The sequence below is a fragment of the Pantoea sp. PA1 genome (assembly GCF_056856975.1).
Genome location: NZ_JBXGEE010000001.1, coordinates 1,107,975 through 1,120,638 on the forward strand (window position 1 = coordinate 1,107,975; position 12,664 = coordinate 1,120,638).

Genomic DNA, 12,664 nt, shown 5'->3' on the forward strand with positions numbered 1-12,664 from the left:
AAGCTCCAGTAAGGTATGACGCTTTTTGCCGCGCCTGTGACTGAAGAGTGGATCAGCGCCCGGCGCTAAATAAGTGCAAAATGAGAATCAATTGATGTGTCAGCCGCATGATTGCCCGGCGTTATCAATTTAAAGGCTTACGATTCAGAAGGTTGGACAGCTGCGCGTTTTGACTGCTTCTGTTACCGGTGCTGACGTGAGTTTGCGGAAATGTGACAGGATTCATAGGCGTGTTACAGGTTCTGGCAGGGGATGCGCCGGTTGTCGTGCCGCCAGAAGGGGTCTGGCGGCAGGAATAAAACGGTCAGGTCATGTTATGCGTTAACGCGAGGTGACACCGAAAATCTGTTGCAGATGGCGGAGACCCGCCACGGTGAAAGCCACTTCCCGATAGCCTGCCTGCCGGGTCAGCCAGCCCTGCTGTTCAAAGCCGGTCAGCAGCGCGGCGCCCGCGTAGCCCCCGAGATGAAACTGCCGCTCACTCCAGTCCAGGCAGCCACAGCACGCTTTCCGTCGTCCGGGTTGTGACAGGTCAATCTGCAATGCCAGAAACTGCTGTCTGCCGTGAAGCGTGACCGCGCTGCCTTCGGGCGTGATCCAGCCCTGATGCACCAGTGAGGCATAGATCTGCACCGCAATTTCACCTGCCAGATGGTCATAACAGGTGCGGGCGGTGCGAAGCGCGCGTGGCGCTGTGCTCTCAGGGGCGGCAATCCGTTGCCACGACACGCCCATCATGTTCTCAATCAGCGTGGCGATATCACTGCCATTCAGCCGGTAATAACGGTGACGGCCCTGCGCCAGGCACACGATCAGCCCGCTATTCATCAGCCGGGTCAGATGTGCGCTGGCGGTGGAGGGCGCGACATCCGTGACGGCACTGAGCTCCGTGGCCGTCCATGCGCGTCCATCCATCAGCGCTGACAGCATCCTGACCCGCGAGGGATCGGCCATCGCGGCGGCGACACCGGCAATGGCGTTTTCCAGCGCGTCACTGTCGTCGGGGGCATTATGGGGTTGCGGTGTTGCCATCGGAGGATACGGCCCATTCTGTAGTCAGCCCGGCGGCTGAGAGGTTGTTGTCGGTGATCAGGATCAGCCGGTTGGCGTGGTCACTGTACTGCACCAGGATATTTATCCCTGCCGCGGCCAGGCGGGTGGTAATGGCACCCAGTTCGCCGGGACGCTGCTGAGGGAGCCGGCGGATGAGTGGAACATGGACGGCTTCAACCGCGATCCCTTCCGCTTCCAGCACCCTTCGGGCCCGTTCACCCTCTGCCACCAGAAAATGGGCGTGGCTCAGTGTGCCGGACGAGAACATGCCACCGCCTTCCAGTCCAATCCCCTGATCGCCCAGCAACGTGGTAAGCCGGGAGAGCGTGCCCGGGCTATTCTGCAGGATCACATGAATGTCGAACATATTACATTTCTCCCGGGTTAAACGCATATTCTCTGACGAGGGTGACGATGCGCAGATGATAAGCGGCAAAAAGCGTCTCACGGCCTTCGCGCTGGGCAGCCTGATGGCACAGATTGCGCTTCCAGGCCCTGATCGACTCTTCATCGCGCCACCAGGAGAGTGAAAGGATTTTTTTCTCATCGGTCAGGCTCTGAAAACGCTCCAGAGAGATGAATCCCTCGTTTTCCATCAGCAGCGGTTTAAGGTTCGCCGCCAGCTGCCTGTAACGCATCTGGTGTTCCGGCAGGGCTTCAGCTTCAAATAATACGGCAATCATTGCGCTTCTCCTTGGGGTTGATAGCCGGAAAATAGCGGGCGGGAGACGTTAATGCTTCGGCCGGAAACGAAATAAGCGCGGCTGCTCTGGTCGCGGACAGATGTGACAAACCCACGCATCCGGCATATCCGGCTAATGCAGAAAAGGGTCTGGCTGAATGAGATCGAGGTTTACAGGCGGGGAGAAGGCAGAGCGAACTGCGCCTGAACCCGGAGAGGAGTCAGGCGAGAAGGAGAGAGAGGAACACGGAGCGGGAACAAAAACGGGCAGGCATCATTTCCGCGCCATCAGCATGGTCAGCAGTTCACGGCAGCACGCTTCTTCTTCGGCACTGTCTGCGGAGGCGAGATAGCGCAGCAGTTCCATGCAGCTTTTTTCCTTGCCCGCTTCCAGTAACTCCTCGATCAGGAAATTAAGTTTGTCCTGTTCAGAGGCAGCAAAGGAGGAGCTGAACCCGGTTTGGGTCGGGAGAGTGGGATTGACCGGCAGGGTCAGGGTGTTTTGCATCGGCATATTATTGTCCTGTTTCGGGTTAAAAAATGCACTGGTGTTGCTATTAAACTTATACAGCGATCCTTATTTTGTACAGGAATAGGATGGATTGATTTTTAACCCGGGCCTAAGCGCAGCGCGGGATGCAGAGGAAATCCCGGCTAATCATTCAGTTATCTGACAACCCTTTTCAGAAAATTTTTTCTCTGTTCCGACCTGAATTCACCTCACACGACGGCAAAAAACTTTTCATTCACGCTCTTCCCCTGATCGCTGATTTAAGTGATAGTAACGCCGCTTTACATTAATAATTCTCATTATCATCTGTGTGGGTTTTTACAATGAAAAAATGGTTTTTCGCGCTGGGGATGCTCACGCTGTCAGGAATGGCGTCGGCCAAAATGATTACTGATGTCGCAGGCCGTCAGGTTGAGGTGCCGCAGGAGGCGAAGCGCATCATTCTGGGTGAGGGGCGTCAGATCTATCTGCTGGCAGCCTTTGACACCGACGCGCCCTTCAAGCGGGTCATCGGCTGGCGGGACGATCTCCACAAGGCAGACTGGGACGGCTATCAGGCTTATGAGAAACGCTATCCGCAAATCAGGAAACTGCCGACCTTCGGCGGGGCGAAAGATGGTACCTTTAACATTGAGCAGGCGTTAACCCTGAAGCCCGATCTGGTGCTGATGAATCTGGAGTCGAAAGCGGCCACGGATGAAGGCAAGCTGACAGAAAAACTGCAGGCGGTCGGTGTGCCGGTGGTGTTTATCGATTTCCGTGAAGCGCCGATGGTGAACGCCGAGAAAAGTATCCGCATCATGGGCGAACTGGTGAACAAACCGGCGCGGGCGCAGGAGATCATTCAGTTCCGTCAGCAGCAGATTGAGAGGGTGACCTCGCGGCTGAAGAACTTTACCGGCTATCGCCCGAAAGTGATGATCGATCGCGCCGGTGGCTACAGCGATGAGTGCTGCATGTCGTTTGGTAATGAGAACTTCGGTCAGATGGTGGAGATAGCGGGCGGACGTAATATTGCCAGAGATCTTATCCCCGGCACCTTCGGCACCGTGAACCCGGAGCAGATCATCGCCAGTCAACCCGATGTGGTGGTGGTCACCGGGGCCAACTGGAAGAACTACAATACCGTGGGCAAATGGGTCGGCGTCGGGCCGGGCGCCAATGTGACCGAGGCGACGGCGCGTCTGAAGGCGCTGATGATGCGCGATGCGTTTAAAACCCTGCCGGTCGCCCACAATGGCAACGTCCACGCGATCTGGCATCAGTTCTACGACAGTCCTTATCAGTTTGTGGCTATCCAGGCGCTGGCGAAGTGGCTGCATCCCGATCTGTTTGCCGATCTCGATCCCGACGCAACGTTCCGCGAATTTCATCAGAAGTTCCTGCCGCTGCCTTACCAGCCAGGCTACTGGGTGACGCTGCCCGCAGATAAACCCTGACTGACCGGCGATGACAGGGATGTCATCGCCAGCATTGCACTTCCCGCCGAATAAACCCGCTCTTTCCCTTCAGATTTACTAACCTTTTACAGGCGCGGCCTCGTTTGCTCTGAGCAGCATGACGTGTCGTCGTCCGCATTCACGCTAAAAATGGAGAGAAACATGCGCAATACCTCGGGAAGATCGGCCTTTGCCGTGACGCTGTACGCTCTGCTGGAGCCGGTGCCGCTGGGCTTTTTTGTTGCGGCCTGGCTGTTCGACATTTTCTACAGTCAGACCTTTGTACAGTTCTGGACTGACGCCGCAGGCTGGCTGATTGCGCTGGGACTGATTCTGGCCATTGTGCCGCGACTCATCGCGCTGGTTTATCTGTTTCGCGGCAGTGACAGTGCGGAGAAGAGCCATTTCTGGCTCTGGCTGGTGGCGGTTGTGATCGCTGTCATCAATGCGTTTATTCACAGCCGTGATGCCGCCGCGGTGATCCCGCTGGGTGTGACGCTTTCGACGCTGGTGGTGGCGCTGCTGCTGCTGGCGAATGTGCAACTTGCGTTACGTCAGCGTAGCGCTTAAGGAGGAGCCACCATGAAGATACCGCATAAAACGCTGCTCGCGCTGACCCTGGCAGCCCTGCTGGCAGGCTGTGATGATGGTGCACAAATCGACCCCCAGAAGCAGACCGGTCCGAATCCTGAACTGCCAAAGGCGAAGAGTTTCTTTATGCCGCCGATGCAGGTGCCGGAAGGCACGCCCTGGAAGGCGGGTGAGATGCCCAAAGTGGCTGACGGGCTGAAGATTGAAAAGATCGCTGACAATCTGCAGCATCCGCGTCAGGTCTATGTCCTGCCGAACGACGACGTGCTGGTGGCGGAATCAAACGGCCCGGCCAAACCGACGACCCGGCCGAAGCAGCTCATCATGGGCATCGTACAGAAAGCCTCAGGTAAGGGCGGTGCAGGCGGCAACCGGATTACGCTGCTGCGCAAGGTGAACGGCAAATGGGAGCAGCACCGCTTCATTGAGAATCTGCATTCTCCGTTTGGCATGCAGCTGATTGGCAACACGCTCTATGTCGCCAATGCGGACAGCCTGGTGAAGTTCCCGTATCGCGAAGGGGAAACCGAGATTCGCACCGCGCCGGAAGAGGTGACCGAACTGCCGGGCGGCCCGATTAACCACCACTGGACCAAGGCGCTGCTGGCCAGCCCCGATGGCAGCAAGCTCTATGTCGGGGTCGGTTCCAACAGTAACGTCACCGAGAACGGCATTGGCGCAGAGTATCGCCGTGCCGCGGTGCTGGAAGTGGATGCCGCCACCGGCGCCAGCCGCATCTTTGCCAGCGGGCTGCGCAATCCAACCGGCTTACAGTGGGAACCTCAGAGCGGCAAACTCTGGGCTATCGTCAATGAGCGTGATGAAATCGGCTCGGACCTGGTGCCCGACTACATGACCTCGGTGCAGGACAAAGGGTTCTACGGCTGGCCCTACAGCTACTTCGGTCAGCATGTTGATACCCGCGCCGAACCGCAGCGTCCCGATCTGGTGGCGAAGGCGATCAAACCCGATTACGCCCTGAGCTCACATGTCGCTCCGCTGGGTCTGCTCTTCTATGGCGCAGATAACATGCCGCAGTATCGTGGCGGTGCCTTTATCAGTGAACACGGCAGCTGGAACCGGACACCGCTGAATGGCTACAAAGTGGTGTGGGTGAAATTTGAGAACGGCAAACCGGTGGGGCAGCCGCAGACGGTGGTCTCGGGCTTCCTGACGGATGATCAGAAGCAGGTGCGGGGATTGCCGGTGGGTCTCGCCAGCGACAGAGAGGGGGGTGTGCTGATTGCGGATGACGCAGGGAACACCATCTGGCGGGTCAGCGCCGCCAGGTAATCCGGACGGGTCCGTTTTCCCTGCCGGAAAGCAGGCATAAAAAAAGGATTTGGCATCGCGCCAAATCCTTTATTTTTTTGTTCGCTACCCGGCTGGTAACCGCGCTGCGAACGGGGTGCTCAGCACTCTCCACAGAACAGATTGTAAAATGTGCGGCTAAGGATTTCAAGTTTCGCCAAAATACTGTATGTTTATACATGTGTTGAGTGTTGAGCCTCGCCTCATTGTCGACTGGCCGCTCCCAGGGGCACGGTTTTAAAATCCCGGCAGGTATCAGGTGGTGCTGGCCTGTGGCTTTAACCTTGAGTGCCGCTCAGCCCTCTCCACAAAGATGTGCTTAGGCGCCCGGCGGGTAGAGTCAAAGCCCTGGTTGCCGAACAGCGCGCTCCTGTAAAAGGAGAAGGAAAGTGATGGAACTGACTAAGCTGATTCTGGATCTTATCCGGGTCATCTTGCAGATCATCGTTGCCCTTATGCAACTGACCGGTCACGCAGGTTAACCGGAACTTGAAACAAGGCGGAGCTAACCACTCCGCCTTTTTTCTTTGTCAATTCTCTGTCATGCGCAGCGGGTAAGGTGGGGCGACAAAAGCACGCCAGCGGGGCGTGGCTTACCTGACCGGAACGATTATGTCTCTTGCCGCCGTTATGCCTGCCCGGCTTGCGCACACCTGGATCGACGACAGTGTGCGGATGCGGGAAACCACCGTGGGACAGCAGTGTGAAATTCTGGCGCACAGCCTGCTGGAATACAGCGAGCTGGGTGACTTCTCCTATGTTGGCGAACACTGCTGCCTGGCGGATACCCGCGTGGGCCGCTTCTGCGCTATCGCGAATCAGGTGCGCATCGGCGCGCCGAATCATCCGATGGATCGCGCCTCACAGCACCGCTTTACCTACTGCCCGGAGTATTATCACGCCAGCGCCCGCCGCGATCAGGGCTTCTTTGCCGCCCGCCGGGCCGACCGGGTGGTGATAGGCAATGATGTCTGGATCGGGCATGGGGTGATTGTGCTGCCCGGCGTGACCGTCGGTGACGGTGCGGTGCTGGCGGCGGGCGCGGTGGTGACCAGAGATGTCGCCCCCTACAGCGTGGTGGGGGGCGTGCCGGCGCGTCCGCTGCGGATGCGCTTTACCCCTGCGATTGCCGCCCGCCTGCAGCGCATAGCCTGGTGGAACTGGCCGCTGGAGAAACTGCTGGCGAACCTGCCTGACTTTCAGCACGGCGATATCGACGCGTTCTGCCTGCGGCACGGAGAGTAGTCAGCCGCTTCGCACGCCGATCAGGCGCGCGACACGCGCGCCATAAAGCCCGACGGCCAGCCCGGCGACAATCAGCAGCAGCGCGACAATCTTCTGCGCAGAGACCGTCTCACCAAATATTGCCACGGAACCCAGAATACCGAACACCGGCACCAGCAGGGAGAGCGGCGCAACGGTAGAGACCGGGTAGTGCTTAAGCAGCCAGTTCCACACCCAGTAGCCGAACAGCGTGTTGGGATAGACCTGGAAAAGAATCGACAGCAGCGCCCGCGTGTCCAGATGGCTGAACAGTGCCTGATAGCCGCGGGTGCCGTTAACCAGGCCGTCGAGCAGAAACAGCGGTACGGGCGCGAAGGCGCTCGACCAGACCAGAAAGGCGAAGACCTGTTTTGTCCCCGCTCTCTTATTAATGATGTTGGCAACACTCCAGGCCAGCGCACCCGCCAGCACCAGCAGCATACCGGAAAAAGTCACGGACCCGTCGGTGATGAAAAAGATGCTGAGTAACCCTGCACAGGCCAGCAGACAACCGGCAATCTGATAGCGACTGAGCCGCTCGCGGAATACCCAGCCGCCGAGCAGCAGCGTGAAAAAGGCGCTGAACTGCAACAGCAGTGAAGCGATGCCCGCTGACAGCCCGGTCTTAATCCCCAGATTGACCACGCCCCACAGGCCGATCCCGAAAATCAGGCCATAGCTGATGAGATAGCGCCACGGCACATCCGGTCTCCGGATAAAGAACAGGGCAGGCACGGCGCAGAGCGTAAAGCGGATGCCAGCCAGGATAAAGGGATCGATCGCGTGCAGCCCCAGTTTGATGACGGAAAAGTTAATGCCCCAGATGGCGGTGATCAGCACGGCGAGCAGCAGATGCGGGAGTTTCATGCGTGACGTGCTCCATACCAGCAGAGAAAGGCAGAGGCGCTGACTGCACCACCCGCATAGCAGACGGCCTGCCATCCCCAGTGGGCGTAAAGCTGCGTGGCGGCAATCGCCCCCAGCGCACTGCCCAGCGAGTAAAAGCACATATAGGCACCGACCAGACGACTTGCGGCTTCGGGCCGGGCCGCGACGATCAGGCTCTGGTTTATCACATGCACCGTCTGTACGGCGAAGTCGAGCAGGATCACGCCAGCAATCAGGAACAGCAGGGAGCTCTGAAGCGCGGCTATCGGCAGCCAGGAGAGTGTCAGCAGCGCCAGGGCGAAGCCGGTCGCAGGCGGCCCCCATCCCCGGTCAGCCCATGCGCCCGCTCTGGACGCCGCCAGCGCACCGGCCAGACCCGCCAGTCCGAACATGCCGGTGGCGGTATGAGAGAGGGAAAGCTCCGTCAGCGGCAGCACCATCGAAGACCAGAGCATACTGAAGGCGGCAAAAATCAGCAGCGCCAGCAGACCGCGCCTGCGTAACAGCGGTTCCGTGAGGAGCAGCCGGAAAACCGACAGAAACCGCTGAGCAGAGGATGTGCGCTGCGGCGGGCGGGGTGTGGCCGGCAACGCTTTTGCCAGCACAAAGCTGAGCAGCAGGAGCAGCCCGGCCGCCGTCAGATAAACCGCCCGCCAGCCCGCCAGGTCGGCAATCATCCCGGCAACCAGCCGCGCGAGCAGGATGCCGATCACAATACCGCTGGTGACACTGCCCACCACCTGTCCGCGCTGCGCTGGCGAGGCGAGCAGGGCGGCCCACGCCACCATGACCTGCGTAACCACCGCCATTAATCCCACCAGCAGCATCGCCCAGAGCAGCGTCATCAGGTCGGGTGCACAGGCCGCGCCGGTTAACGCCAGTACGGAAAGCAGCAGCTGGGTGAGCACCATTTTTTTGCGGCTCACGCAGTCGCCCAGCGGCACCAGAAAAATCAGCCCGAGGGCGTAGCCCGCCTGCGTGGCCGTTACTACCGTACCCGTCGTGCCGGGGGAAACCTGCAGGCTGTCGGCTATCGATTCCAGCAGCGGCTGAGCGGAATAGACATTGGCGACGGCCAGAGCCGAGGTGAGGGAGAACAAAAAGATCATCCGTTGCGGGAGCGGCGGCGTCGCAGCGGCAGGCAAATCTGTCACCGTTGCAGAAACCCTGCCAGTCGAAGAAGTCATATCCTTGCCCTTGTGGTTTTTATTTGAAACCAGTGTGGCAGCATAATTATCAGTAGTGGTTTTTTTTTGCAACTTCTTTTCCGGATGACTAAGCTGGCATGATGGAATGAACAGAGTGAGAGATGAGAATGGCTAAACAGGACGCCCTGAGGACCAGCGAGTGTCCGGTCGCCAGAACGCTGGAGTCGATTGGGGAACGCTGGTGCATGATGATCGTGCGCGAAGCCTTTGATGATGTGCGCAGATTTGGCGACTTCCAGCGCAACCTGGGGCTGGCAAAGAATATCCTGGCGTCACGGCTGAAGCAGTTGGTGGAGATAGGGGTATTTGAGGTTGTGCCAGCCTCTGATGGCAGCGCGTACCGGGAGTATATCCTGACCGAGCGCGGCCGCGCGTTGTTTCCGGTCGTGGTGGCGATGCGCCAGTGGGGGGAGCGTTATCTGTTTGAGAAGGGCGAAACGCACTCGGTGCTGCTGGATAATGCGCAAGGGAAACCGCTGCCGCGTCTGGAGGTTTACTCCTCGCAGGGGCAGAAGCTGGAACCTGCCGACTGCCATCGTCAGCGGGTCATCGCGCAAGGATAATCGACCTGGCGGACCTGTCGTTATCATCACATTTTCGAATGACAGGTTGCCTTGTAACTTTCCGGTGCGCATGACACCATCGATACATGTATAGACATGTATCTTCAACCGTCTTACTGACTGATCTCTTTTTACTCAACGCATCTCTCACTGTTCCAGCGAGGACTCTATGTCGGTCAAACCCTCTGTATCAGACTATCCGGGCGCAGAGAAACCGCGCCTGTCGGAAACCCGTTCGATTGATTACATTCCCTTGCAGGAGCGTCACGGTCATCCCTTCAGCCAGTTCACGCTCTGGTTTGGCGGCAATCTGCAGATTACGGCGATCGTGACGGGTGCGCTGGCTGTCGTACTGGGCGGCGATGTGGTGTGGTCGCTGGCCGGTTTACTGGTGGGGCAGATCCTGGGGGCGGGGATCATGGCCCTGCATGCGATTCAGGGACCGCGCCTGGGCTTACCGCAGATGATTACCAGCCGTATGCAGTTTGGCGTCTATGGTGCCGTGATCCCGCTGGTGCTGGTCTGTATTATGTATGTGGGCTTTTCAGCCAGCGGGACGGTATTAGCGGGACAGGCGCTGGCCAGACTGATTCACGTCAGCAACGCCACCGGCATGGTGGTGTTCAGCGTCCTGATTGTGGTCATAGCGGTACTGGGTTATCGCGTCATCCATCAGCTGGGAAAACTGGCGAGCGTGATTGGCGTGGCAGCCTTTGCCTATCTCTTCATTACCCTGTTTACCACCCATGATTTATCGGCGGTGTGGCAGAACCGGCACTTTACCCCGGCAAATTTTCTGCTGGCGGTTTCCCTCTCTTCCTCCTGGCAAATCGCGTTCTGTCCCTACGTCTCCGACTATTCCCGCTATCTGCCCGCGCAGGTTTCCGCGAAGAGACTCTTCAGTGCCGTCTTTTTTGGCACCGTGCTGGGCACCCAGGCGTCGATGACGCTGGGGGTGATCGTGGCGGCAATTGCCGGCAGCGCGTTTTCAGGCAATGAGGTCGGCTACATTGTGAGTCTGGGCAGCACGGCCACGATGGCGATGGTGATCTATTTCGCGATCTGCTTTGGCAAGATTACTTTTACCACGCTGAATGCCTACGGCAGTTTCATGTCCCTGACCACCATTGTCTCTGGCTTTCGGCAGCAAACGACGCTGAGCCAAGACGGGCGCATTCTGTTTGTGGTGCTGATGGTCACGCTGGCCTGCGTCATCGCTCTGCTCAGTGAACCGGCCTTCCTGAAATCCTTTACCCACTTCCTGCTCTTTCTGCTGGCGTTCTTTGTGCCCTGGAGCGCCATCAGCCTGACGGATTTCTACCTCGTTACCAAAGGCCGCGTCGATATCCCGGCCCTTTCCCGGCCCGAGGGACGCTATGGTCGCTGGAACCTCACCGGCATCGTGGTCTACTTTCTGGGCGTGGCGGTGCAGTTGCCGTTTATTGACAACCCTTTGCACCATGGCTCACTGACGTGGATTTTTGCCGGCAATGATGTCTCCTGGATCATCGGCTGGTGTGTCACCGCACTGCTATGGCTCGTCGCCAGCCGCTGGGATCGCCGCGGCACGCCCTCTGCGGGATAAAAAAAGCCGCCCTGAGGGGCGGCTTTTTTGACTGTCATGCTGAGATGGTGCAGGCGGGTGCGCCCCTGCGGCTGACCTGTCAGGCAGCAGAAACGTCGGCGGTGCCGCTCCCGGCGTCAGCCACCAGCGGTTTTTCCGGCTGCAGCAGCGTCATGGCCAGCATGCTGCCAAAGGCGATAAGCGCCGTCACGGTGAACATCGCGTTATAGCCGTAATACTCCGCCAGCCAGCCGCACAGCATCGGTGAGATAATCGCCGCCAGATTGGCAATCGCCAGCGTCATACCGCTGAAGGTGCCTACCGAGGCTTTCGGGCTGACATCGATCACCACCGACCAGTAGACATTATTCACCAGCGCATTGAGGGCATTGCCCAGGGTCATCAGCGCAATAATGCCGGCGGCCGACTGCATATAGGGGATCGCCATAAAGCAGCAGGCGGTGCCGCAGAGCGTCACGGCGGCGAACAGGTTGCGCGCCAGCCGCAGGTTATGGAAGCGCGCCAGCAGCGCGTCGGCGATGCGACCGCCCAGCAGGACCGTCAGGCAGGCACCGCTCCACGGGATCATCGCCACGTACCACAGCGAGTGCAGATCGTAGTGGAAATTATCCTGCAGATATTTCGGCATCCAGGTCACCAGCGTGAAGGTGATGTAGAGGAAGGAGAAATAGCCCAGCGCGTTGCAGACCAGCGTCCGGCTGGTGAAAAAGCGCCACCAGGGCAGCGGCACACTGTCGGCCGCGCTGCGGCGCTGCCCGGCGTGGATCAGCGCGCGCTCGGCCGGATTGGTGGCGGCGCTCTTTTCCGGGCTGTCGCTGAAGGTCCGGGCAAACAGCGCCATCGCCAGCAGGGAAAAGACCCCCAGCAGAATAAACATCATGCGCCAGTCATGGGTCAGCAGCAGCAGGCCCACGGCGATTGGGGCGGTCAGCAGCGCGCCGACCTGGGTCGAGAGCAGGCCGATGCCCAGCGCAAAGCCACGCTCGTTGTCGGGTGCCCAGTGGGCAATCGCCTTGTTCATCAGCGCGTAGGCCGGGCCTTCGGAAAAGCCGAACAGAATGCGCAGGGCGGCAAAGCCCATAATGGCTGAGCCGCCAAACAGTGCCATACCGAGCTCACCCGCCCAGGCGGTGGCGATCTCCAGTAACGACCAGAGTACGCCCGCCAGCAGCCAGACTTTTTTGGTGCCGATGCGGTCAGCCAGAAACCCGCCGCACAGCGAACCAAACAGATAGCCAAAGCCAAAGTAGCCCAGCACGGCGCCGAGCTGCACCTTACTGAAATGGTATTCTGCCGCAATGGCGTTGGCTGCAAATGAGAGGGCGCCGCGATCGATATAGTTAATCAGCGCGATCAGGAACAGCAGTGAAAATATGGTGTAACGGTAACGGCTGGGTGTCATCTCACTTCTCCTGATTGATAGTTTCAGGAGAGCTGAAGCAAAATTGATGCCGGAAAAGCGCATCGTCCGGCAAAGCCCGGCGGGCCGGGGAGCCCGCCTGCCACATCAGGCAGTGATCGCGCTAATTATTCGCCTGCGCATCAATGCAGTGCAGCCACTGCCTGCCGA

Annotated in this window: 13 protein-coding genes; 6 read left to right on the forward strand and 7 right to left on the reverse strand. The window is 58.9% G+C overall.

The window, feature by feature from the left end; translation table 11 throughout:
- Nucleotides 1–321: 321 nt before the first annotated feature.
- The 4 genes from AC1V0D_RS05460 to AC1V0D_RS05475 all read right to left on the reverse strand — a co-directional run bounded on the left by AC1V0D_RS05460 (nucleotide 322) and on the right by AC1V0D_RS05475 (nucleotide 2,249).
- Nucleotides 322–1,032, reverse strand: a complete 711-nt coding sequence (locus AC1V0D_RS05460) for an ArsR/SmtB family transcription factor (RefSeq protein WP_482907080.1) — start codon at nucleotides 1,030–1,032, stop codon at nucleotides 322–324.
- Entirely contained in the window at nucleotides 1,010–1,420 is a 411-nt protein-coding gene (locus AC1V0D_RS05465) for an amino acid-binding protein (RefSeq protein WP_009090237.1), read from the reverse strand. The genes AC1V0D_RS05460 and AC1V0D_RS05465 overlap by 23 nt, the downstream gene beginning before the upstream one ends.
- A gap of 1 nt (nucleotide 1,421) precedes the next feature.
- Nucleotides 1,422–1,736 carry an antibiotic biosynthesis monooxygenase family protein gene (locus AC1V0D_RS05470; protein WP_482907081.1) on the reverse strand — a complete coding sequence of 105 codons (315 nt, stop codon included), beginning with the start codon at nucleotides 1,734–1,736 and terminating at the stop codon, nucleotides 1,422–1,424.
- A gap of 273 nt (nucleotides 1,737–2,009) precedes the next feature.
- On the reverse strand, nucleotides 2,010–2,249 hold the full coding sequence (locus AC1V0D_RS05475) for a hypothetical protein (RefSeq protein WP_009090235.1): 240 nt from the start codon (nucleotides 2,247–2,249) through the stop codon (nucleotides 2,010–2,012).
- A gap of 320 nt (nucleotides 2,250–2,569) precedes the next feature.
- On the opposite strand from AC1V0D_RS05475, the gene AC1V0D_RS05480 reads away from it, so the two are divergent.
- The 4 genes from AC1V0D_RS05480 (at nucleotide 2,570) to AC1V0D_RS05495 (ending at nucleotide 6,832) form a co-directional block, all read left to right on the forward strand.
- On the forward strand, nucleotides 2,570–3,685 hold the full coding sequence (locus AC1V0D_RS05480) for an ABC transporter substrate-binding protein (RefSeq protein WP_009090234.1): 1,116 nt from the start codon (nucleotides 2,570–2,572) through the stop codon (nucleotides 3,683–3,685).
- Between the two features lie 162 nt (nucleotides 3,686–3,847).
- On the forward strand, nucleotides 3,848–4,255 hold the full coding sequence (locus tag AC1V0D_RS05485; protein ID WP_046101812.1) for a DUF2231 domain-containing protein: 408 nt from the start codon (nucleotides 3,848–3,850) through the stop codon (nucleotides 4,253–4,255).
- A 12-nt stretch (nucleotides 4,256–4,267) separates the two neighbouring features.
- Nucleotides 4,268–5,569 carry a PQQ-dependent sugar dehydrogenase gene (locus AC1V0D_RS05490; protein ID WP_046101813.1) on the forward strand — a complete coding sequence of 434 codons (1,302 nt, stop codon included), beginning with the start codon at nucleotides 4,268–4,270 and terminating at the stop codon, nucleotides 5,567–5,569.
- Between the two features lie 630 nt (nucleotides 5,570–6,199).
- On the forward strand, nucleotides 6,200–6,832 hold the full coding sequence (locus AC1V0D_RS05495) for a DapH/DapD/GlmU-related protein (protein WP_154928161.1): 633 nt from the start codon (nucleotides 6,200–6,202) through the stop codon (nucleotides 6,830–6,832).
- Here the strand turns inward: AC1V0D_RS05495 and AC1V0D_RS05500 are convergent, their stop codons facing one another.
- Together AC1V0D_RS05500 and AC1V0D_RS05505 are read right to left on the reverse strand one after the other, a co-directional pair.
- A complete protein-coding gene (locus AC1V0D_RS05500) occupies nucleotides 6,833–7,717 on the reverse strand; it encodes an EamA family transporter (RefSeq protein ID WP_482907082.1) in 885 nt (294 codons plus the stop codon).
- Nucleotides 7,714–8,847 (reverse strand): MFS transporter, encoded by a 1,134-nt coding sequence (locus AC1V0D_RS05505; protein WP_482907403.1) that lies wholly within the window; start codon nucleotides 8,845–8,847, stop codon nucleotides 7,714–7,716. Before AC1V0D_RS05505 ends, AC1V0D_RS05500 begins: the two co-directional genes overlap by 4 nt.
- 206 nt (nucleotides 8,848–9,053) lie before the next feature.
- Here AC1V0D_RS05505 and AC1V0D_RS05510 point away from each other — a divergent pair, with 206 nt between their 5' ends.
- Nucleotides 9,054–9,509, forward strand: coding sequence for a winged helix-turn-helix transcriptional regulator (locus AC1V0D_RS05510; protein ID WP_426606819.1), 456 nt, complete (start codon nucleotides 9,054–9,056; stop codon nucleotides 9,507–9,509).
- Nucleotides 9,510–9,678: 169 nt separating this feature from the next.
- Nucleotides 9,679–11,094, forward strand: a complete 1,416-nt coding sequence (locus tag AC1V0D_RS05515; protein ID WP_482907083.1) for a purine-cytosine permease family protein — start codon at nucleotides 9,679–9,681, stop codon at nucleotides 11,092–11,094.
- A 79-nt stretch (nucleotides 11,095–11,173) separates the two neighbouring features.
- Here the strand turns inward: AC1V0D_RS05515 and AC1V0D_RS05520 are convergent, their stop codons facing one another.
- The gene (locus tag AC1V0D_RS05520; protein WP_009090229.1) at nucleotides 11,174–12,496 is read right to left on the reverse strand and encodes an MFS transporter; all 1,323 of its coding nucleotides are present in this window, start codon (nucleotides 12,494–12,496) and stop codon (nucleotides 11,174–11,176) included.
- Between the last annotated feature and the right edge of the window lie 168 nt (nucleotides 12,497–12,664).

Excerpts from the sequence above, each read along its gene's own strand:
- AC1V0D_RS05495 (WP_154928161.1), top strand. The coding sequence starts at position 6,200 with ATGTCTCTTGCCGCCGTTATGCCTGCCCGGCTTGCGCACACCTGGATC.
- AC1V0D_RS05470 (WP_482907081.1), bottom strand. The coding sequence starts at position 1,736 with ATGATTGCCGTATTATTTGAAGCTGAAGCCCTGCCGGAACACCAGATG.
- AC1V0D_RS05490 (WP_046101813.1), top strand. The coding sequence starts at position 4,268 with ATGAAGATACCGCATAAAACGCTGCTCGCGCTGACCCTGGCAGCCCTG.
- AC1V0D_RS05485 (WP_046101812.1), top strand. The coding sequence starts at position 3,848 with ATGCGCAATACCTCGGGAAGATCGGCCTTTGCCGTGACGCTGTACGCT.
- AC1V0D_RS05465 (WP_009090237.1), bottom strand. The coding sequence starts at position 1,420 with ATGTTCGACATTCATGTGATCCTGCAGAATAGCCCGGGCACGCTCTCC.
- AC1V0D_RS05460 (WP_482907080.1), bottom strand. The coding sequence starts at position 1,032 with ATGGCAACACCGCAACCCCATAATGCCCCCGACGACAGTGACGCGCTG.
- AC1V0D_RS05520 (WP_009090229.1), bottom strand. The coding sequence starts at position 12,496 with ATGACACCCAGCCGTTACCGTTACACCATATTTTCACTGCTGTTCCTG.
- AC1V0D_RS05480 (WP_009090234.1), top strand. The coding sequence starts at position 2,570 with ATGAAAAAATGGTTTTTCGCGCTGGGGATGCTCACGCTGTCAGGAATG.
- AC1V0D_RS05515 (WP_482907083.1), top strand. The coding sequence starts at position 9,679 with ATGTCGGTCAAACCCTCTGTATCAGACTATCCGGGCGCAGAGAAACCG.
- AC1V0D_RS05500 (WP_482907082.1), bottom strand. The coding sequence starts at position 7,717 with ATGAAACTCCCGCATCTGCTGCTCGCCGTGCTGATCACCGCCATCTGG.
- AC1V0D_RS05510 (WP_426606819.1), top strand. The coding sequence starts at position 9,054 with ATGGCTAAACAGGACGCCCTGAGGACCAGCGAGTGTCCGGTCGCCAGA.
- AC1V0D_RS05475 (WP_009090235.1), bottom strand. The coding sequence starts at position 2,249 with ATGCCGATGCAAAACACCCTGACCCTGCCGGTCAATCCCACTCTCCCG.
- AC1V0D_RS05505 (WP_482907403.1), bottom strand. The coding sequence starts at position 8,847 with ATGATCTTTTTGTTCTCCCTCACCTCGGCTCTGGCCGTCGCCAATGTC.